The 20,456-nt window shown below is 56.1% G+C and carries 24 protein-coding genes; 6 read left to right on the top strand and 18 right to left on the bottom strand.

From position 1 onward, the window contains the following. The first annotated feature begins 28 nt into the window (after positions 1-28). Genes V5B59_RS24905 through V5B59_RS24895 form a run of 3 tightly spaced genes read left to right on the top strand, consistent with a single transcriptional unit; the run spans position 29 to position 3,246 of the window. The gene (locus V5B59_RS24905) at positions 29-697 is read left to right on the top strand and encodes a class I SAM-dependent methyltransferase (RefSeq protein WP_169070584.1); all 669 of its coding nucleotides are present in this window, start codon (positions 29-31) and stop codon (positions 695-697) included. Next, on the top strand, positions 697-1,545 hold the full coding sequence (locus V5B59_RS24900; protein ID WP_332352465.1) for a hypothetical protein: 849 nt from the start codon (positions 697-699) through the stop codon (positions 1,543-1,545). Before V5B59_RS24905 ends, V5B59_RS24900 begins: the two co-directional genes overlap by 1 nt. Positions 1,546-1,557: 12 nt before the next feature. Then, complete coding sequence (locus V5B59_RS24895; protein ID WP_332352464.1) at positions 1,558-3,246, top strand: hypothetical protein; 1,689 nt, start codon at positions 1,558-1,560, stop codon at positions 3,244-3,246. On the opposite strand, the gene V5B59_RS24890 is transcribed toward V5B59_RS24895, so the two are convergent. The 13 genes from V5B59_RS24890 to V5B59_RS24830 form a co-directional block, all read right to left on the bottom strand. Next, entirely contained in the window at positions 3,241-4,026 is a 786-nt protein-coding gene (locus tag V5B59_RS24890) for a PIG-L deacetylase family protein (protein WP_332352463.1), read from the bottom strand. The genes V5B59_RS24895 and V5B59_RS24890 overlap by 6 nt on opposite strands. Then, complete coding sequence (locus tag V5B59_RS24885) at positions 4,019-4,696, bottom strand: class I SAM-dependent methyltransferase (RefSeq protein ID WP_169070587.1); 678 nt, start codon at positions 4,694-4,696, stop codon at positions 4,019-4,021. Before V5B59_RS24885 ends, V5B59_RS24890 begins: the two co-directional genes overlap by 8 nt. Further along, entirely contained in the window at positions 4,680-5,381 is a 702-nt protein-coding gene (locus tag V5B59_RS24880; RefSeq protein ID WP_332352462.1) for a WbqC family protein, read from the bottom strand. The genes V5B59_RS24885 and V5B59_RS24880 overlap by 17 nt, the downstream gene beginning before the upstream one ends. Positions 5,382-5,388: 7 nt before the next feature. Beyond that, positions 5,389-5,970, bottom strand: a complete 582-nt coding sequence (gene pseH, locus V5B59_RS24875; RefSeq protein WP_332352461.1) for a UDP-4-amino-4,6-dideoxy-N-acetyl-beta-L-altrosamine N-acetyltransferase — start codon at positions 5,968-5,970, stop codon at positions 5,389-5,391. Then, complete coding sequence (locus tag V5B59_RS24870; RefSeq protein ID WP_169070591.1) at positions 5,967-7,034, bottom strand: N-acetylneuraminate synthase family protein; 1,068 nt, start codon at positions 7,032-7,034, stop codon at positions 5,967-5,969. Before V5B59_RS24870 ends, pseH begins: the two co-directional genes overlap by 4 nt. Then, the gene (gene pseG / locus V5B59_RS24865) at positions 7,031-8,146 is read right to left on the bottom strand and encodes a UDP-2,4-diacetamido-2,4,6-trideoxy-beta-L-altropyranose hydrolase (protein WP_034909308.1); all 1,116 of its coding nucleotides are present in this window, start codon (positions 8,144-8,146) and stop codon (positions 7,031-7,033) included. The genes V5B59_RS24870 and pseG overlap by 4 nt, the downstream gene beginning before the upstream one ends. Before the next feature lie 5 nt (positions 8,147-8,151). Then, positions 8,152-8,841 carry a pseudaminic acid cytidylyltransferase gene (gene pseF / locus V5B59_RS24860; protein ID WP_034909310.1) on the bottom strand — a complete coding sequence of 230 codons (690 nt, stop codon included), beginning with the start codon at positions 8,839-8,841 and terminating at the stop codon, positions 8,152-8,154. After that, entirely contained in the window at positions 8,838-9,983 is a 1,146-nt protein-coding gene (gene pseC / locus V5B59_RS24855; protein WP_169070592.1) for a UDP-4-amino-4,6-dideoxy-N-acetyl-beta-L-altrosamine transaminase, read from the bottom strand. The genes pseF and pseC overlap by 4 nt, the downstream gene beginning before the upstream one ends. Beyond that, the gene (pseB, locus tag V5B59_RS24850; RefSeq protein WP_169070593.1) at positions 9,980-10,981 is read right to left on the bottom strand and encodes a UDP-N-acetylglucosamine 4,6-dehydratase (inverting); all 1,002 of its coding nucleotides are present in this window, start codon (positions 10,979-10,981) and stop codon (positions 9,980-9,982) included. The genes pseC and pseB overlap by 4 nt, the downstream gene beginning before the upstream one ends. A gap of 38 nt (positions 10,982-11,019) precedes the next feature. Beyond that, positions 11,020-11,331: a DUF29 family protein gene (locus V5B59_RS26445; protein WP_372703655.1), complete on the bottom strand. Its 312-nt coding sequence runs from the start codon at positions 11,329-11,331 to the stop codon at positions 11,020-11,022. 435 nt (positions 11,332-11,766) lie between these two features. Next, positions 11,767-12,078 carry a PEP-CTERM sorting domain-containing protein gene (locus V5B59_RS24840; RefSeq protein ID WP_169070594.1) on the bottom strand — a complete coding sequence of 104 codons (312 nt, stop codon included), beginning with the start codon at positions 12,076-12,078 and terminating at the stop codon, positions 11,767-11,769. A 67-nt stretch (positions 12,079-12,145) separates the two neighbouring features. Beyond that, entirely contained in the window at positions 12,146-12,634 is a 489-nt protein-coding gene (locus V5B59_RS24835) for a MarR family winged helix-turn-helix transcriptional regulator (protein WP_034909790.1), read from the bottom strand. A 148-nt stretch (positions 12,635-12,782) separates the two neighbouring features. Then, entirely contained in the window at positions 12,783-12,971 is a 189-nt protein-coding gene (locus tag V5B59_RS24830; RefSeq protein ID WP_332352487.1) for a hypothetical protein, read from the bottom strand. 247 nt (positions 12,972-13,218) lie between these two features. Here V5B59_RS24830 and V5B59_RS24825 point away from each other — a divergent pair, with 247 nt between their 5' ends. The 3 genes from V5B59_RS24825 to V5B59_RS24815 all read left to right on the top strand — a co-directional run bounded on the left by V5B59_RS24825 (position 13,219) and on the right by V5B59_RS24815 (position 16,596). Continuing rightward, positions 13,219-15,075, top strand: coding sequence for a phosphoenolpyruvate carboxykinase (GTP) (locus V5B59_RS24825; protein ID WP_169070595.1), 1,857 nt, complete (start codon positions 13,219-13,221; stop codon positions 15,073-15,075). A 189-nt stretch (positions 15,076-15,264) separates the two neighbouring features. Beyond that, positions 15,265-15,954, top strand: a complete 690-nt coding sequence (gene can / locus V5B59_RS24820) for a carbonate dehydratase (RefSeq protein ID WP_332352460.1) — start codon at positions 15,265-15,267, stop codon at positions 15,952-15,954. A 21-nt stretch (positions 15,955-15,975) separates the two neighbouring features. Beyond that, positions 15,976-16,596 (top strand): histidine phosphatase family protein, encoded by a 621-nt coding sequence (locus V5B59_RS24815; RefSeq protein ID WP_332352459.1) that lies wholly within the window; start codon positions 15,976-15,978, stop codon positions 16,594-16,596. Here the strand turns inward: V5B59_RS24815 and V5B59_RS24810 are convergent. From V5B59_RS24810 to V5B59_RS24790, 5 genes are all read right to left on the bottom strand, one after another. Continuing rightward, entirely contained in the window at positions 16,565-17,704 is a 1,140-nt protein-coding gene (locus V5B59_RS24810) for a radical SAM protein (protein ID WP_169070597.1), read from the bottom strand. The two genes, V5B59_RS24815 and V5B59_RS24810, sit on opposite strands and share 32 nt — an antisense overlap. Next, positions 17,701-18,528, bottom strand: coding sequence for a hypothetical protein (locus V5B59_RS24805; RefSeq protein ID WP_332352458.1), 828 nt, complete (start codon positions 18,526-18,528; stop codon positions 17,701-17,703). Before V5B59_RS24805 ends, V5B59_RS24810 begins: the two co-directional genes overlap by 4 nt. Before the next feature lie 147 nt (positions 18,529-18,675). After that, a complete protein-coding gene (locus V5B59_RS24800) occupies positions 18,676-19,005 on the bottom strand; it encodes a hypothetical protein (RefSeq protein WP_372703656.1) in 330 nt (109 codons plus the stop codon). Between the two features lie 134 nt (positions 19,006-19,139). Further along, on the bottom strand, positions 19,140-19,619 hold the full coding sequence (locus V5B59_RS24795; protein WP_169070599.1) for a nuclear transport factor 2 family protein: 480 nt from the start codon (positions 19,617-19,619) through the stop codon (positions 19,140-19,142). A 320-nt stretch (positions 19,620-19,939) separates the two neighbouring features. Further along, a complete protein-coding gene (locus V5B59_RS24790; protein ID WP_169070600.1) occupies positions 19,940-20,362 on the bottom strand; it encodes a hypothetical protein in 423 nt (140 codons plus the stop codon). Between the last annotated feature and the right edge of the window lie 94 nt (positions 20,363-20,456).

Raw genomic sequence — 20,456 nt, 5'->3', positions numbered from 1 at the left:
AAGGATCACCGTGCACCCGGCACAAGCAATGAGACAAACCCCGATCAATCAGATTCATAATCCGGATGTTCTCAACTTCATGCGTAGCGACTATACCGAAGTGGTGGAGGTGGGCTCCAGCAGCGGTGCTTTGGCGCGTGCCTATCGTGACATCAATCCAGGCTGCCGCTATGTGGGCATAGAAATCGATGCGGACTACGCCGAAGCGTCCAGGCAACATTGCACCGAGGTGATCCATGGTAACGTCGAATATCTATCTGCCGAAACATTCCGCCAGCTGGGTGATGCCGAGTGCTGGGTGTTTGCTGATGCTTTGGAGCATCTCTACGATCCGTGGCAACTGCTGGAACGTATCAAGGCCAATGCACGTGGCAACACCGAAGTGATTGCCTGCATCCCGAATGCGCAATACTGGGGCGTCCAGTCCCGCCTCAACGCCGGCCTGTTCATCTATCAGGATTCAGGCCTGTTCGATCGCACCCATATTCGCTGGCTTACCCGTCTGACCATTATCGATCTGTTCAATTCGCACGGATTCCAGGTGATCAACATGATTGCCCGTCTCCTCGATCAACCTAGCGATGAAATGGCGGCAGCGATCCGGCAGATGGCGCGTGCATCCGGTAACGATCCCGAGATGGCCCTGCAAGATGCAACTCCATTTCAGTATGTGGTCAAGGCGCTAGCAGACAGCTGATGCAAACCGGGAATACTACTGACCCGATGCAAGTGATGAGTCCTGCATTGCCTCCGGTCCATCTCTATCATATTGCCTACTCTGAAAAGACCCTGGCTGAAGTCCCTCCGGGATACCTGATCCTGGACAATGTCAATAGCCCTCGCAATGATTGGCGTGAGTATTGGCCGATTCGCAGATTCCTGATCGATGAAGATCTCGACGAGAATGCGTTTTATGGTTTCTTCTCACCACGCTTTCAGGAAAAGACCGGGCTGAGCCATGCCCAGGTAAAAACCTTCGTGCAAGCCGCCGGCGCAGAGACCGATGTGGTTTCATTCAGCCCGCAACCTGACATGGGAGCTTTTTTCCTCAATGTATTCGAACAGGAGGAACTGTTTTCACCAGGTTTTATCGCAGCCAGCGAAACCTTTTTTGCGGCAGTTGGCATGCCCATCGGTCTGGCGCCGCTGGTCATGGATTCACGGCAGATCATCTTCAGCAATTTTTTTGCCGCGCGCCCTGCATTCTGGCGCGCCTGGCTGAATCTCAACGAGCAGCTATTTTCCATTTGCGAGGGTGAGGACAGCGTGCTGAAACAGTTGCTGACTGTCGAAACAGCCTATCCGGGCTCCGTGCAGAGAAAAGTCTTCCTCATGGAACGTATTGCTTCAGTCATGCTGACGGTCCATCCCCAGTGGCGTGTACGCGCTTACAACACCTTTGATTGTGCCTGGTCGAATAGCCGTCTGAATCAGTTCAGGACCGAAGCCGTGCTGAGCGATGCGCTGAAGATCGCGATGAAGGAACAGGGCTTCCACGATTACAAGGAAGCCTACTCGCAATTACGTGACAAGTTGCGCGAATAGAAAACTCTTGCGATGGAAAATTTGATCATAATCATCAGTGCTGCCGATATTTCCCCAGCCATACAAATCGCCAGAAACCTGCCTTCGTATACTGTTTACACATTCGACCCGATACTGGTTGACCAAATTTCTTCGAGCGGACTGGAGAATATAAATTTCATTCCTTTCGACAATTGCCCGCTCTATCACGAACTGGATGGCAGCGCTCACTCTGCCGCTTTCGACCTGGAGAGTGCACTTGATCTCGAAGTCAGGGAGATCGTCCCCGAGGTATCAATAGCTGGATGGCAGCATCTGAATCTTTATTATATTCTTATTGCTCTCAAGTGGTACACAGCCCTATGGGAAAATCTGGGAAACAAGCTGGCCGGCACGAAAGTACATCTCTTCATCTGCGATACCCCTGGCTCGTATTACTTCAATTCATACATCCCATCGATCTTGCTCCTGTGGTACCTGAAATGCAGTGACATCGAGTTTTCAGGATTTACCTACGGCAGCAAGGATGAGGATACCCATCTGATCCCCGAATTATCAGAGGAAAATCCTAATGAAGAACTTGAACAGCTACTGATTCATTTGCCGACCTGCTGGTATGATATCAAATATTTTTTCCAGGAAATGATCTCGACCGGAAAAACGCTGATAAATATCGAAGCAACGAATTTCAATATCCCATTACCGGCAATCAGGACGCTGGCACTGGTGGAAGCCGGGAACACCCTCTCCGGTTTACCGGAAGAAATTCGCAATAGGATTCACGATTTCTCCATTGCATTAATGGAAAAACTCGATCAGATATTCGCGCCATATCTGGTCATTCCCAATTACCGCCAGCGCCAGATCCGACATCTCACAAACATTTACTGCGCCCAGCTAGTCACCTATTACCAGCTTTCCCGGTATTTCGAAAAATCGAAACCATCAAGAATAATATTATCCGATCACGATGCCGGATTTCATGGCCCGATCATTTCTTTTGCGCAGAAGCACTCACTACCCGTAATTTTCCTACCCCACTCCAAGTGCGTCAATGACATCGAGTTCAAATACAGAAATATCACGGTACTCAGTCATCCAATACATGGGCAGGAAATTTTCGATGCCAATCGCAAAAGCGTACTGAACTTCAAGATCGCTTATCCGGAAACCTTCAGCGGTTCGACCATCGTTAGCGAAATAAAAACGATTTCGCTGTTGCTCAATTCGCTGTCTCTCAATGGAGTCTATTTCACACGCTACCAACCCTACATGCACGGAATACGGCAGATCGTTGCCTGGTGCAATGATAATGGCATCGCACTAAAAATACGTTGCAAACCGAGTTACTCAATTATCAGCTTGTTGGAAAGAGATATTGGAATTTCTGCCGCCGAGTTAATGAAAAATGCCAATGAGACCATGGAGCAACATACAAACGGTTGTGATTTATGCCTGATGTATGATATGCCGACAACCGGTGCACTGCATTTTCTGAATGATTCCATTCCCATTCTCAACCCTATTGTAGAGTCCCTGGCTCCTTCGGAAATGACCCTTGGTAATGCCAGGCTCGTTCCTCAGGAAAGCGTCGAGAATACTCTGCTCCGATTGAAGTGGTTTACCTCGGACCCTAGCAGTTTATTTTACTTTCGCACTGAACAGTTCAGGAATTACATCAGCTTGTTCCAGAATGCTCGGCCATTGCGAGCCTACTTATAGATGCCGCGCCATGAACAGGGCATCTAGCATCCGACCCACCACGAAGGCCTCGGCTGCCTCCACGCCGATACTTGCACCTCGCCATCTCGCCAGATGCTCGCAGGCAGTGACTGAACGCGCATGTGGCCAACCCCTCATTTCCAGGGCATAGCTATCAAGCGCGGCCAGCTTGCGATCAAGCATCGAAGAAATATCACAGAAATAGTTCGGCACAAAACCGTTGTTTCCTGACATGCGCCACTCGGTACTCGAAGGCACCTCGAAAAACAGGACCTGACACAGCCGGTTTCCTGGTTGCGGGCGGCAGGCGGTCTGCACGGCTTCGCTGGTAATCCGGTGATCGATGTTCAGATCGCCAGGGAAATGGGTATAAATGATGTCCGGATCGGCCTTCCTGAAATGGGATTCCACGGCCTTGACCACATCGAGCAAATGCACGCTATCCATCCGGTTATCCGGAAAATCGAGCATTGCCAGGGAGGTTGATCCGAGTCGAGCATGCGCCTCCCTGGCGGCTGCAGAGAGAACCAGCAATTGTTCTCCGGCTGCGGTGCGATCACGCTGCTCCGAACGACTGGTGGCACCTTCTGCCAGGATCAGCACATGGACATGGTCACCCTGGGCAAGATGCCTGGCAATGGTACCCCCGCAACCCAATACTTCGTCATCCGGGTGGGCGGCAACGACCAGAACACTTCTAACGCCCTCTCCCCCGACCCCTCCCCCACAAGTGGGGAGGGGAGATTCGTGAGTCGCTGACGCGACTTTCACATTAATCATGCGGCTTCCTGGCGACGATGTTCCAGGAGGCGAACTGATGGTTGTCCTGTGGCTCATATCGTCGCATCAGTTTCTCTTCCATGAACAAAATCTCGAAACTCGAAAACAGATCTCGAAGATGGGCTGCATCGGAAAAGTGGACTTTTCCTACCCCAGTGAATTGACCCTTGCTGTAACTTGTTCTTGTAAAATCATCATCAACAGCTTTCCCAGACAAAAAATCACTATGATTCATGGAAAACCAATCAGAGCCGATAAATATGCCATCAGGCTTGAGCGCATCCGAAACGATCTGCAATGCACTTCTTATCGACACTGTGTTGTTGTGGGTCAACGAAGCTCGGTCGAGAACCAGATCAAATCTTTGCTCGAACGGCTGCTGAATTGTAAAATCCGCTTCAATGATATTTGTGATGAGATCAGGATAGCGTTGATGTAGTTTTTTCACTATTGTTGGGCTACCCTCTATGCCATAATAGTCCATACCCAGAGAAATAAATAATGGTATATTCGCACCTGCACCTGAGCCAAGTTCAAGAACACTCCCACCGCCCGCCACAAGGATCGGTTTAAGGTGCCGATGTACCAGGCTGACCACATCGGACCACGGCCATACCGACAGATGAGTGCCTTCTGCGTAACGCTGCTCCCATTCAGAACTCAGACTCATGCCATTTCCCAGTCAAAATCTTATGTATGTCCGAACCGCAGTTCATCCAGTAATCGACGATGCACATATAGGGTTCGAAATCTCCCCATAATTGCGGATAAACTGGATGCTGAAAGTCCTGATAATCGATCGATATTCCGGAGGCTGCGAAACGATCCTCGTCCAGATAGTTTTTCCCCAAAGCACCGGACAAATATTTTTCTGCCCCGAAGTGCTGGCACAGATCCAGGATCAATTGCGATTTTCTGCTGGTTATCGGCAATTCCGATGCACGCACAATCCTTGTGTGTATTTCGAATTCCGCCACCCAGAATCGAAGTTGCTGCCAGCACAACTCGGCAAGATTGGATTCCGGCGTTGCCAGCAACTGTTCGATTATTGGAAAGCACTCCCTGAATCTTGGCGCTTTTCGGTAATTCATTTCCAGCGACTTCAAATGCTTGCTGCGCCAGGGTTGCATCTCGTCGGTCAAGGTTTCACGAAGTGATGCCTGAATATGCCCTTTGACCCTGACCGGAATGGTCAGCCATTGTGGGCCTTGTGCCGTTTTAATCTTGTTGCGGTTGATGAAGCTGTTTTTTTCGAACTGCACGGTATCGAGAAAAACATAGACATCAGCGCGTGCAATTTTATCAAAATATCCCAGCCATGGGAGATAGGCTGGCTGATGAGCAGAGATAATCACCAATCGGCTAGCTGGCGCTGAACAAGGTCTTGTTCAAATCGCCTTTTATCTTCATCCAGTCCTCTCGAAAAAGCGCCATCACCACCACGCCGAAAACCCCATCATCCCTGTATATATGCTTTTGAAGAAATCCCTCCTTGATGAATCCAAAGCGCTGATGAAGGCGAACCACTGCAGTATTGAAATCCAGAACCTCGCAGCAAAGCTTCTCGATGGGCATTTTTTCAAATACATGTTCGATGGCAAAGTACTCCATCACGGCGCCAAGCCCCTTCTGAAGACTATCCCTTTCGTCTGACAAATTATATGCCCAGGTACAACGACGATCGCGAGCATTGATATCCGTAAAGGACACAAAACCAACAGACCTGCCTTTTTCCTTGAACATGAAATGCCGCGACTTTTCATTCTTCAACTCTCTGCGGAACCACTCGTCGTGCATTTCCGGAGTGATTATCCTGGTGTCGTACATGTAATGGCGAATCGATTCCGAATTACGCCATCTCAAAATCAGATCCTTATCCTGATCGTCTAGTGCTGTCAGCGCATAGTCGGAATGATTAAAAAAAACCCTGGTGACCATTTTCATCCTTGATTTGAAATATCAGTCAACCGGAGATAGCACCCCTTTTTAATCTGGCGCGCCACTCGCAGACCCATCACCTGATCAATCAGCTCTGGAGACAACCCGGCACCGGGTCGCCGCAAACCAATATTCTCGGCGTTCAATTCTTCACCTATTTCTATATTTCGTAATGCTACGATGCTGCGCCTCGCCTGCAAGCGCATCCCTCTTTCTGCTTTTGTTGGCATGAGAAATGGACTACCCAATATTTCATGCGCGCACTTGATGATTCGTATCCATTCGCGCAGCCCCTCGGTGTCTTCGGCAAACCAGTGATCCGGCCCCGGCAGATCATGGTCCAGAGTGAAGTGCTTCTCGAAGACCCGTGCACCCAGAGCGACGGCCAGTCCTGCAGCCAAGGGACCCTGTGTATGATCGGAAAAACCGACCAGCAGGCCTGGGAAAGCCTGCTGCAGGGTCGTCAGCTTGCGGATATTAACGTCCTGCGCAGGCGTAGGGTACTGGGAAGTGCACAGCAATAAGGCCAGAGGCTTGCCGGTAAACCATCCGACCGTTTCCAGAGCCTGGTGCACTTCGGCCAGATCACTCATGCCGCAGGAAAGAATCAGCGGCAGATTGGCTGCCGCGTAACTTCGGAGTAACGGCAGGTTCGTAAAGTCGTCGGAGCCCACCTTGATCGCCAGCACACCGATCGCCAGCAGCAGATCGAGGTCGGAACGGTTCTGTGGAGTCGAGAAAAAGGTAATGCCTACAGCATCGCAGTGCGCCTTGATTGCACGCCATTGCTGCGGGGCGAATTCGTAGCGCCTGAACATTTCCAGCATGGATTCGGTGACGGTTTGCCCTTGCGATTGATAGGTAAACATCTGTTCAGGATCACCGCAGAATTCTTCCGCTTTGAAGGTCTGGAACTTGACGGCATCGGCACCCACCTCTTTGGCAATTTCTATCATCCGTTTGGCGATTCCAAGATCGCCATTATGATTGATGCCGACTTCGGCGATGCAATAAGGGGGTTCATTGGGGCCGATCCTCCGCCCGGCGATGGCCAAGAGGCTGTCATTCATACGCAGTTCTCATCCTCGAGAATTCTTAATACCTTTTCAACACCTGAACCATCGCACACTCTGCTGGCACAGTCGATCATTGCCGGCAATGCAGCGCTTACGACCTCGTCCAGATATTTCGCATAGCAAGCTGGGGTCAGTTCAGAGGCCACACCCAGTGTTCGTTGAGCCCCCTGCCGATGCATCATCGTGGCAACCGAGCGCTGGTTCTCTCCAAGGATGACGACGAGACTGGGCAGTCCGAGGATACATTTTTCCCAGGTCACACTCCCGCCTGCAGTGACGGCCAGATCCGCAGCCGCCATCAATTTCGCCATATCGGGTGTCTGGATGTGCAGCGTGGCGGACGGGAAGTTCACCAGGGTGTCCTTCAGGGTTTGCAGGGCAGAATGGCTTTCCCCGACGACCACGTCGATATGCTCCCAAGGTTTCCTGGACAGCATCACCCCATCGAGAACCTTGCCGGTTTCATTGTCCGGGTCGCTGCCTCCCATGAAAATCAACAATCGCTTCAAAGCAGGCGTTTTACGCCGGGCAAGACTGGCAGGCCGAAGCATGCTGAACTCTGGTCTCAGCAGTGCGTATTGCGGGCCGACCAGGCAGATACAATGGCCGGGCACTTTGCCCTGGTAGCGGTTTTCCATTCCATCGACCAGATTCTGATCAAGCAAGAGATCAGCAATATGTTCGCGGTCGGCAAGGTCGTCAATGACCATCAGCTTTCGGTATTGCGCCTTGAGCGCAGATTCCCAGCGCGCATCGAGAGCATAATGGTCCACGATGAGCCAGTCCGTGACCAAACCATGCCATACCGCCTGGGTTTGCCCTGCGTCGGTCGCCCATTCGGCGCCAAGCCAGGCCGCATGCGCCAGTTGAAACTGGTGCCCATGAGAAGCAAGGGAAGCGTTCGCAGCCGTGCCAGGCAAGGCAATCGCTGCATGCCCACGTTGCCGGATCAGGCCAAGAAGATGGCCTGGGTGCTCACGACAGATGAAACGGCACTTGGCACCCGCGGATCGTAGGGCATCGGCCAGTGTCAGACAACGCATGACGTGGCCTGTGCCGATTTGCAGGGAGGCATCAACCCGAAAAGAAATTTCTTGCCCGGTCATCCGGGTCATCCTGTCTGCAATGCCTTGAACATCCACTCTGCACGCTCCCAGTCTTCCGGCGTGTCAATGTCCTGTACGCGGTGACGGGGCAGAATCACCGGCATTGCAATCGTTGAAAAGACCGGTTTGTCGGCTATCCACGCCGCAGCACGCCCCCAGTAGAACTGCCCTGCATCATGGAAAGCCTCTTCCAGGTCTTGCGAACGGGTGTTGAAATGTGCGGGTTGAAACATCTGAACCCTCCCTTCTTCAGTCAGCTTGATTGCACGCTGAATCGGGAATGTATAACGGGTGACCGAGAAAGCAAAATCAGAACCGCTGTCAGTCAGCAATTGCAGGCCCCGCTGCAGATCCGCCGTGCTGACGAATGGTGCGGTCGCGTAGATGCAGCAAACCGGGTCAGGCATGCCGCCCTGTGCTCGATACCATTCGATTGCATGCGCAACTACAGGTGATGTTCCGGTGTGATCGTCGGAGAGGGCTGCCGGTCGCATGAACGGCACTTCCGCCCCATACGCCTTCGCCACTTCGGAGATTTCAATATCGTCGGTCGAAACGACGATGTGATCGAAAAGACCGGAGGCGTGTGCCGCATCAATCGACCAGGCGATCATCGGCTTGCCGCAGAACAGTTTGACGTTCTTGCGCGGAATGCGTTTGCTGCCACCACGGGCAGGAATGATTGCCAGCTTCATGCCAGGGCACTCGACAGCGCAGCCACCACCTGGTCCTGCTCATCGTCTGTCATCGAATAGAACAGGGGCAGACTGATGGCGCCACGGTAAAAATGCTCGGCTTGTGGGCACTTCCCGACGCGAAAGCCGAGCATTTGGTAATAGGGCTGTAGATAGACGGGCAGGTAATGCACATTGGCACCGATGCCTTGGGCGCGTAGCGCGTCGAACACGACACGACGCCGCTCGGACGCTACCCAGACCGGGTATAGATGGTAGGCCGAACGGCCGTATCCGGCCTGCCGCGGCAATACCAGCGGCAAGTTGGCCAACAGCCGGTCGTAGCGCGCGGCCAGTTCGCGCCGGCGTGCCACGAACCTGTCCAGACTTGCCAGCTGGCTGAGGCCTAGTGCCGCCTGAAGATCGGTGATTCGGTAGTTGTAGCCCAGTTCGATCTGTTCGTAATACCAGGCGCCTTCATTCTTGTTCTGCAAATCGGCCGGGGCGCGTGTCATTCCGTGCGACCGCAGACGCTGCAATGCCTGGCTCAATGCCGCGCTGTTGGTCATCACCATGCCGCCTTCAGCAGTGGTCAATATCTTGACTGGATGAAAACTGAACACCGTCATGTCGCTGAAGGCGCAATTGCCGACCTTGCCGGCCTGGTAGTCGGCGCCAACCGCATGCGATGCATCCTCGATCACCCGGCATCCGTATTGCCTTGCCAGCGCTCCGATCGCCTTCATGTCGCAGGATTGGCCTGCGAAGTGAACCGGGATGAGCACCGCCGGCAGCACACCATCGAGACTTGCCTGTCGCAGTTTTTCTTGCAGCGCCGCCACGCTGATGTTGTAGGTCAGCGGGTCGATGTCCACAAAGTCGACCCGGGCACCACAATACAGGGCGCAATTGGCCGAAGCCAGGAAGGTGTTCGGAGAGGTCCAGACCCAGTCCCCAGGGCCGACACCGAGCGCCAGGCAGGCGATGTGCAGCGCTGCCGTCGCATTGGCCACCGCCACCCCGTGGGCCACGCCGCAATACCCTGCCAGTGCGCATTCGAAAGCGTCGATACAGGGTCCCTGCGTGATCCAGTCCGAACGTAGCACTGCCACGACGGCAGCGATATCCTCTTCAGAAATCGATTGGCGACCGTAGGGAATCAATTCTCGCGTCCCTGTGCGATCAGCATGCGAATGGCAGCAACATCAAGGAACTCGGGATTGGTGCCGGAACTGTATTCAAAGCCACCGACTACCGGGATGCCGATCTCGCCCAGCCGATTCTTGTGGTAATCGACTTGCAGGGTGAACGAAATCGCTGGCTTGATCACGAAATGGTCATGAAATTCAAGAGTCAGATGAGAATCATCGCCTGGGCACATGGTTTCATGCAGCTTTTCGCCGGGACGAATGCCTATGATCTTCAGTGGCAGGTGCGGGGCAATGGCCTTGGCCAGGTCGAGGATGGTCGCCGACGGAATCTTGGGAATGAAGATCTCGCCTCCATGCATGCGCTCAAAATTCCTGATGACGAAGTCAACCCCATTTTGCAAGGTGATCCAGAAGCGGGTCATGCGCTCATCCGTGATCGGCAATTCGGTGGCGCCCTGCGCAAGCAACTTCTGGAAAAAAGGAATGACCGAGCCGCGCGAACCAACCACATTGCCGTAGCGAACGACCGCAAACCGCGTTCGGCGTGCACCCACGATATTGTTCGCTGCGACGAACAATTTATCGGACGCCAGTTTTGTTGCACCATACAGGTTGATCGGATTGGCCGCCTTGTCCGTCGACAGGGCGATCACCTGTTCCACTTCAGCGGCGATGGCGGCCTGAATCACGTTTTCGGCCCCATATATATTCGTCTTGATGCATTCCATCGGATTGTATTCGGCCACCGGCACGTGCTTCAGGGCCGCTGCGTGGATCACATGATCGACCCCATCCATGGCTTGCCTGAGACGCGGCTGGTCGCGCACGTCGCCAATGAAATAGCGCATCTGCGGCGCATTAAAAATCTGCGCCATTTCATACTGCTTCAATTCGTCGCGTGAGTAGATGATGACCTTTTTCGGCTGATAGCGCGCCAGAATGGTCTTCACGAACTGCTTGCCGAACGAACCGGTACCGCCGGTGATGAGAATCGTCTTGTTGTCGAGCATTGTCTCTCCCGGTCAAAAGCGGGCGTCAGAACACCAGTTTATTGATAATCACTGCTACCGCGTCGATTCGGGTGGTACTTGACCAGGAGGATGGCCATACGGTTGGCCATCCCGCACTGTTCACTCTTGCCCACGTCCTCAATCTCCTCCGCCATGTGCTCCAGGTCGAGCAGATCAAAGCAATCGGCACAAATCAGCCGAGTCTGTTCATTGGCCCATGCCACCACATCCATCTCATATCTTGTGCTCACTTCACCCTCCTGCACCCGGACTCTTGTTCCGGAATCATGCCGTGTGAACTGCGCCAGCAGCTTGTCGCTCCGGCAAATCGGCATGAAATCGTTCGGCACCTTTGGTCTGTTTCACTATAGCGTGTATCCCTTTGAATCGCACCACACGCGCTGAAATTTCGGCCTTGATCATCATTTCGGCCAAGGCCGAGTGCTACGCCCGATGAAAGTCCTGCGGGAGAGTGGCAGGGCCTTCGAAATTTCGTACCCTTGGAAGGGCAAACTAACCGAGGGGAAGAAAGATGCTCGAAGATCCTGCGGGCATTGACTATAGCTCAGACACGAGGCCGGTGCTACTGCGCACGGCACGGTCGTCGATGGATCGGTGGGTCGTGAGGCGCCGCTCGCGCCTGGAGCGGGTGAAGTGAAGCAGCGTGGGGCGGCCACTGTGTGCTTGACGCCGGGACAGCCGCAACGGCAGGTAACCGCCCAATCCTCACAGCACTTTGCCATGCCGCCCCTATTCGCTTGCTGAAGCAAGGTGCAGTTGTTGAGTCAGGCCTCCGGCCGGCGACGCCGAATCCACCCCAGGCCGCAAAGCAGGCCCAGACCGGCCAGCGCCAGACTCGACGGCTCCGGAACGGCAGTCGGTTCGGCATAAAGGAAGTCGTCCATCACGACGACATCGTCGGACGGGTTGCCCAGAATACCGTTGGACGTGATGGTGTTCGCGCCGGAGGTCAGCCGGACCCGGGCGATCTTCTCGCCGGCATTGGCAACAGCGCCCAAGAAGCTCAAACCCTGGTTGGCCCCCGCCAGGACGTTTCTCGAAAAAATCAGCGAATTGCTCGGATCGAAGAACCCCATTCGAGACCAGCAGCGGGCAGCGGCAGCCACCGAAGCACAGCTGGTTCTCGGCTCCCGCAGCAGGAACTCAGCCGATTGTGTCTTCGGATTTCCGCGTGTGAAGTTCCGACCGATCAAGTTCAAGGGCTGCTGAGAGACTCGACTTTACGGTTTGCAGGATCTCGGACAAGTACTGTTGTTGTTCCGGTGACAGGCTGTGCAGCATTTCCGTGCGGCTACGGAGAATGACAGTCTCGACCTGAACGAGCAATTGCCGTGCTTGGTCGGTCAAGTAGATGCCCCATACGCGCCGGTCGCCAGGAATTCGACGCCGCTCGATCCAGCCGCTTCTCTCGACCTGATCGATCAGGCGGCCGGCGGTGGATTTCTCGATCTCGAGCTTGGCCGATATTTGCGACTGGGAAAGCCCCTCCTGATTCGACAGGATCGCCAGTATCGACCATTGCGCACGCGACAAGCCCAGTGGCTGCAATCGTCGGTCGATCAGTTTGCGCAGCAGTCGCGCGGATTCGGTCAGGAGGAAGCCCGGGCCCCGTTGGAAATCATCGATGATCATGGATGCGGCCTCAGTGACGATCTAAGGAATGGCCCTTGGCTGCCGGTACGACGGTGCTGTGTTCGGCGCAGGCGTTTTCCTCAGATCAAGGTGATTTCTACGAATATTCATAACGTGCAGGCCGGTCGGATCAAGATGTCCCACTTGGCTAGAAGCGGCTTCGTTCCAGTCCGGACTCGACAGCTTGCATGCCATCCTTGGCCACGGTGACTCCTTTTGCACAGACCGTGTGGCTCAGTTCGACGACGGGATGAACGCCTTTCCGGGTCAGGCTCTTGGCCCACCCCAACATCGTTTGGCCATCGGTCAGCTTGGCCCCGTTGCAGTACTTTTCCAGGATTCGCCAGCAACGCTCCGCCGGATTGTACTTGCTATGGTGCTCCGGATAGTAGTCTTGATTGATGACACCAAACGATTAGTAAGCTTGCTTATGGTAAGTTGACTTCAAGTAGGCTAGCATAGTAATATTTTTCTGCCAACAGTATTTCCATACCGTCGATATACCCCGTTTGCTGATAGCGGGCGGTGAGGTATTTTCGACGCGTCCTGCAAGCTGATACCACTACCCGAGACAAAGGAGAAACATGAACAACGCAACGAAATCCGCCAATGTTCCGACCACCAACCCGAAACTGATCGCCTGGGTCGAGGAGGTGCAGGCGCTGTGCAAGCCGGAGCAGGTTGTCTGGTGTGATGGCTCGAAGGCTGAATACGATCGTTTGTGCAACCTCATGGTAGAAGGCGGAACATTCATTCGCCTCAATCCCGAAAAGCGGGCGAATTCCTACCTTGCACGCTCGCACCCTTCCGACGTCGGAAGGGTTGAAGACCGCACCTTCATTTGCTCCATCAACAAGGAGGATGCCGGTCCAACCAATAATTGGGCGCCGCCGGCAGAAATGCGCGCCACCTTGAATGGCCTGTTCGACGCTTGTATGCGCGGACGAACGATGTACGTGATCCCTTTCAGCATGGGTCCGCTGGGCTCGCCGATCGCCAAGATCGGCATTGAAATCACCGATAGCCCCTATGTCGTGGTAAACATGGGAATCATGACCCGGATGGGCCGTGCCGTGCTCGACGTACTCGGCAGCGACGGCTTTTTCATCCCCTGCGTTCACTCCGTCGGCGCTCCGCTCGCGCCCGGTCAAAAGGACGTCCCGTGGCCGTGCGAGGCGGACATCAGTCGCAAGTACATCGTGCATTACCCGGAAACCTACGAGATCTGGTCCTACGGCTCGGGTTATGGCGGCAATGCACTCCTGGGCAAGAAGTGCCTGGCATTGCGCATCGCCTCCGTAATGGCCCGCGATGAGGGCTGGCTCGCCGAACACATGCTGATCATGGGTCTCGAATCGCCGCAGGGTGAAAAGACCTATCTCGCCGCCGCTTTCCCCAGTGCCTGCGGCAAGACCAATCTGGCGATGCTGGTTCCGCCCAAGGGCTTCGAGGGCTGGAAGGTCACCACGGTGGGCGACGACATTGCCTGGATCAAGAAGGCACCGGACGGGAGGCTGCGGGCGATCAATCCCGAAGCCGGTTTCTTCGGCGTTGCTCCTGGTACCAACAGGAGTTCCAACCCCAACGCAATGTTGACCATACAGACGAACTGTATCGTCACCAACGCTGCGCTGACCGACGACGGCGACGTCTGGTGGGAAGGCATGGACGGTCCGCCGCCGGCGCACGCCATCGACTGGAAGGGCGAGGATTGGACTCCCGGCTGCGGCCGCGTGGCAGCGCATCCCAACGCGCGCTTCACGGCGCCGGCGAGCCAGTGCCCGAGCATCGACGCGGATTGGGAAAATCCGGACGGCGTACCGATCAGCGCTTTCGTCTTCGGCGGCAGAATGAGCAAGGACATGCCGCTGGTGTTCCAGGCCTTCAACTGGAGTCACGGCGTGTATCTGGCCGCCACCATGGGTTCCGAAGCGACAGCCGCGGCGATCGGCCAGGCGGCGATGCGTCGAGACCCCATGGCGATGCTGCCGTTCTGCGGCTACAACATGGCGGACTATTTCAGTCACTGGCTGAACGTCGGTCGCCAAGTACCTAATCCGCCGCGCATCTTCCGCGTCAACTGGTTCCGCAAGGGGGACGACGGCAAGTTCCTTTGGCCGGGCTTCGGTGAAAACATGCGCGTATTGAAATGGATTGTCGATCGTGTGCACGGCCGCGGCTTCGGCATCGAAAGCCCGATGGGCTGGATGCCGCGCCACGAAGACATTGCATGGGACGGTCTCGACTATCCTAGCGATACCTTCTATGACCTGATGTCGGTCGGCCGCAAAGCAGGCTCGGCCGAGGCGCATGCCCACGAAGAGCAGTTCGAGCTGTTCTTTGACCGCCTGCCCAAGGAGTTCATCTTCGAACGCGAACTGCTGCGCTCGCGGCTGTGGCGTTCGCCCGAGAAATGGGAACTGGCGCACGAGACCAATTGAACCGTCGTCGTTGACCATGCTGGCCGCGCCCGCGGGCAATCTGCTGCCGAGGGCGCTGCCCGGACCAGCGTTGCCGGTCGGATTGCCGGCAGGCAGGTGCGCTCATTCTTCGTTCGCCGTATCGTGGCGCGGCGTTCGGTGTCCGGCACGTCGCCACCAGCATGCGTCCACTCATGGAAAGACTCCAGTATGAAATATCTGCCTGAACTGTTTGCCGCCAATACCCGCTGGGCTGAGGACATGCGAGCAGCTGACCCCAATTTCTTTGCCGGTCTGGCCGGCTTGCAGGACCCTGACTACCTGTGGATAGGGTGTTCGGACAGTCGGGTGCCGGCCAATCAGATCACCGGCCTGAAGCCGGGCGAAGTGTTCGTGCATCGAAATATCGCCAACGTCGTGGTGCATACGGACCTCAACTGCCTGTCGGTGATGCAGTACGCCATCGATGTGCTCAAGGTCCGCCACATCATCGTTTGCGGTCACTACGGCTGCGGCGGTGTCCGGGCGGCTCTGGAAGGGCCCTCCCTGGGATTGATCGACAACTGGTTGCGCCACATCCAGGATGTGCGCGATCGGCACATGGATTTCCTGGCGGCGCTGCCGGACAACACGACCCGCTGGCGCGCCCTGTGCGAACTGAACGTGATCGAGCAGGTGCGCAATGTTGCCCGCACCACGCTGGTCGGCGACGCCTGGAAGCGTCACCAGCCCCTGATGTTGCATGCCTGGATCTATGGCCTGGAAGACGGTCGCCTGCAAGACCTGCAAGGTTCTTTCAACGAGGAAGGCGAAGTTGATTCGGTCATCGCCCAGGCGGTGGCAGCGGTCCATTCGCGTTACACCACGAATCAAACCATCCGAGAAAAGGACGCAGGCTGAACGAACAACTGGCCAACTCCCATGCCGACCAGAATCTACCTGGTGCGCCACGGCGCCACCGATCTCACCGCCGAAGACCGATTCGCCGGTTCCTCTGATGTGCCCCTCTCCGACGAAGGCCGCAGACAGGCGGCATGCCTGGCAGAGCGGCTGAAACGAGAGAAGCTGGATGCCGTTTACGCCAGTCCGCTACGACGCACCATGGAAACCGCGCGCACCCTGGCGCTTCCCCACGGTCTGGAGCCGATAGCCGAGCCCGGGCTGCGCGAGATCGATTATGGCCACTGGGAGGGGCTGCGTCGATCCGAGGTCGAGAGTAGGTTCCAGGCCGAGTACGCCATCTGGCAGGAGGATCCGTTCGTCATCGCGCCCCTGGGTGGAGAATCCGGTATCAATGTGCTCAACCGCGCATTGCCCGCAATGCGCGGGATAGTCGAGCGGCATCGCCACTGCACGGTGCTGCTGGTATCCCACAAGGGAACCAACCGACTGCTGATCAGCAGCCTGCTGGGCTTCGACCTGCGGGGCTATCGCGACCGCCTGGAGCAAAGCCCGGCAGCGCTGAACATTCTCGACTTCATGAGCGAGGTACGCGCCCGCTTGAGCTTGTTCAACGACGTCTCGCATTACGCAGAAAGATAGGAAATCTCGACATTGCTTCCATACGGGCGAAGATCTTCTTGTACAGGTCACAATAGGGATCTTTCGTGAGGATGTCGCCGTGAACGCTGTAGGCTCTCACCGGGCATCCGCCGTGGCAGATGGCGAGGTAGTCACAATCCAGGCACTCTTCGGTTTTTATCAGGGAACCGGGTCTCATCTGGAACTCCCGGCGTGCATCGCTCCGTCGCAGCAGGTCCGAGAGGCTGACCGGATCAAGAATGTTGCCAAAGCGATACTCGGGATAACTGCTGACCCAGCAGTCGCATTGGGCTACGTGCCCACGGGGATCGATACAGACGAATTCGTTTGCGCAGTTCTCGCGCCAGATGCAGAGCAGGTCTTTCGTGCCCTGCTCGAAGTAGGCGAGCAGCTTGTCGAAGGGTCCGATTCGTACACCTGCGTCCCTGCCTCGTCTCTCCCAGATATCGGCCAGATCCAGTAGAAAGCGGCTGAAGTCTTCCGTTTCCAGAGGATGAGCACACTTCACCGCTTTCGACGTGCCTCCCGGGAAGGGCGTATTGACCTGAAAATCCCGGATTCCCAGACGGTCGACGAAATACGAATAGAAGGCCTCCGCTCCGGCTTCGACGGTCCCGGCATTGGGTATCGCGATGACGCCAATCTCGATGCCGGCTTCCCTGGCCTCGAGAACCTTTCTCTCCCACAGATCCTGATACTGTTGCGGCGTGCCGCCCTTGACGCGGCGGTGGAGATTGGGGAAATCCATCGAAGTCCCCAGGCTGTTGCCGAACATTTCCGTGATGACCGGTTTCCATTTCGGGCCGTAACCAATCATGTTGGTCTGCAGGTAATTGCCTATTCGCTTTTCCCGTGCGGTCGCGATCTCCTGGACGAGTTCATGGGCGCGCTCGAACCATTCGGGTGGCTGGGTCATCACCTCACCGCCCTGCCAGTAGATGGACAAGGTGTCGATCTGCCGGTCCTGCATGTGGTCAAGGACCTTCCGGAGCACGACGGCAAGTTGATTCAGGGTGAGTCGATCTTCGGTTCGGGTCTCGAAGCAGTACTCGCAATCGGCGTTACAACGCAGCGTGGGCAGCAGGATGAGGGAAAAAGGAGGCTTCACGCGACTCCTGTCCCGTTCGGCGGGCAGGCAGCGAGATCGCTCCGCAACTCCCTTGCTGCCTCGGCGAGCGTCCGGAAGAGGGCCTTGACGGTGTCGCAGCGATAATTCCTAGCGGGCCATTTGAAATAGCCGGAGCAGCTATCGACGAATTCGCATCCTCGGCATTCCCCCCCTTCCGTGATCAACCCGGCAATCTGCCCGCTGACAAATTCGTTGAAATCGGATGGCGGCGCCATGCCGATGAATCGCTTGCCGACGATCTCTTCGTTCTGGTCGGTTACGTAGCGGATCCGGCGCGGATCTTCCTCCTGCACGGCCCAGAGGCTCACTGGCTCCTGGCGAAAAAAAGCCAGGAAGAGGCTGTGGACGAACTCGACGGGCACCGAGACACTCGGCCGGTAAAGGTAATCGCTGGCCACGCCAAGCAACTCTTCGGCGAGGGAATGCGCTGGCTGAGATCCTTCGAGCTTCACTGCGAAATCGAGCGATATCGCCAGCCTCACCACCTTGCCGAACCCCGGCGCAAAAGGCACCGAAACCCGAACCGGTCGATCGCTCAGCAAGGGCGAGTACTTGTAGAGTAGCGGTAACTCTTCGGTCGGCTTTTCCACCACCAGATCGAGAGGAGTCCCGCATTCCCAGCGCAACAGGCCGTCCACCGGCGCACTCAGGCCAAGGATCTGCACATAGGCGAGGTCGTCGCGGTCCTTCGTCGAGAGTGCTGCGCCGATCAGGTCCGGATCCCGGGAACGAACCACGAGATGACGTCCCCGATAGGCATCGACCAAGGCAAGCGGGACGTTGTACAAGAGGGAATCAGTCAAGAAGCGTACTTTCGCGGACTACCAAGGATATCGCCGTTGATCGACCGAGGACGTCTTCTTCCCGTGCTGACACGCGGACACCGACGCATGCCCATACCATCCCGCTTCCCGCGTCAGGCAGTACGAGAAGGGGAAAAGAGTGGGCGGCTAGAAGCGGTTGACCCAGGAACCGCCGCCATTGACCCAAGTGCCGCCACGGTTGGCCCAGGCGCCGCCACGATTGGCCCAGGCACCACCACCGCCCGCACGGTTGGCCCAGGCACCGCCTCCGCCCGCGCGGTTGGCCCAGGCGCCCGCCTCGGCGTCCGGCACAGCACCCAGTTTCAACATTGCCCCACCGAAGAGGGCGCTGCCGATGACGACCTTGGACCACTTGTCGAGACTGCGGAGGAAGTCCCTCCGCCCCATCAACGTCGTGTCATCGGCTGTATTGTCGTCAGTTCCCTGCTGTGATTTCATGTCGTCGTTCATGTTCAACCTCGGTTTCCTGCTCGCAAAAATCCGGCCATGGCCCCGTAGAACTGGTCTCAAACCAGAGGCAAAGTACCATGCGGATCGGTTCGATGGCCTCATGCGCTTCACTCAGATGCTTTCGCCGGCTCTGCTACTCGCTACTCGGCACCCAGCCGGGAAAAGTGCACGCTGACAAAACGCCACTGGCCTTTCTCCTTTTGCAAGGTTCCGGACATGTTGAAGGCGCGTTCCCGCGTTTCCTGGTCGACGGGGGCTTTCATCGTGGTGGTCATCGCAAACCAGGCGATGTTACCGCTCGCACCGGTTGAAATCCACTGGTTGCTGAAGCTGATGCTGTTCGGCTTGAACTTGGTAAAGAACTGAGCGTAGGCAGCAGAGATCCCTTCCCCGCCCAGATAGGCTTCGCCAGCACCGGTACCCAACAGGACGGCACCGGGCGACGAGGAATAGGTCGCCATCACGCCCTCGAGATCCTGCGCGTCAAACGCCTTGTTGTGACGTTCCACCAGGGACTGCACCCCGGGCAGGGGGTCTGTTTTCGGGGACTCCGCCAGACAGGGAGAAGCCATTGCCCCACAAACAGCCGTCACCAGGACGAAGCTCCGCATCGCAGACATCAATGATCTCCTTTCGTAATCAAGCCGCTTGGGAAATTACCGGCTGAACCGGCTCGAAAAGTTCAGGCCTCAACACAACCGATGCGTTACGTTCCCGACCCAAGAAGACAGCTAATCAACACATCTTAAAGGGTAGAAGACGCGAAGGGAAAACACAAGACAATTTTTCGGCGGTGTCCGTGACCCCTGTTACTATGAAAGTCGCGAGCGACTCTCGAATCTCCCCTCCCCCTCGCGGGGGAGGGGTTGGGGGAGAGGGGAAACGGTCATGACTTTCATCATCGGGGGTGTCTTGCAAAGTCATGACCGTTTGGCTGAAGTCAGCCGTCGTTCAAACCACCCCCTGGCCCCCAGCCGGGCTGGGGAGCAATGGGTGGGCCGTTGTAGGGGCTCTTTGGGATGTGACCGCTCGGTGGCACGTAACTCCCTGGCGGATCGTAAGCCTTGGGTTGGCGGTAGGCGTCGCGGTTTCGATACTGCTCCTTGGCCTCCTTCTTGGCCTCCTTCTTGCCACGCTCATAGCCTTTCTCGTAGTCATGCGACCTGTAATTCTGGTTGTAGCTTGAACGTTCGGCATCACGGTAACCGCGCTCGTACGCCGAGTCGCGATCGGCTGCCCAGTAGCCATCGTTGGAGTAGCCGCGGTAAGGGCTGTCGTACGGTGAATTGTAATTGCAAGCAGTCGTTGCGAGCAGGCCACCGATGGCAGCGAAGATGGAAATACGCTTGACGTAAAGGGACATCGATGTTCCTCCTCAATCAACAAACGATCAAGCCGTGGATAACGGTTAACGGTTCGCCAGCGCAAGCGCTGACGACTCCGCAGCCGAAGCGTAC

It is taken from the genome of Candidatus Accumulibacter contiguus (genome assembly GCF_036625285.1).
GTDB classification, from domain to species: domain Bacteria; phylum Pseudomonadota; class Gammaproteobacteria; order Burkholderiales; family Rhodocyclaceae; genus Accumulibacter; species Accumulibacter contiguus.
The sequence above is the reverse complement of the archived record's forward strand: the minus strand, read 5'-3'. Positions and strand labels throughout refer to the sequence as shown.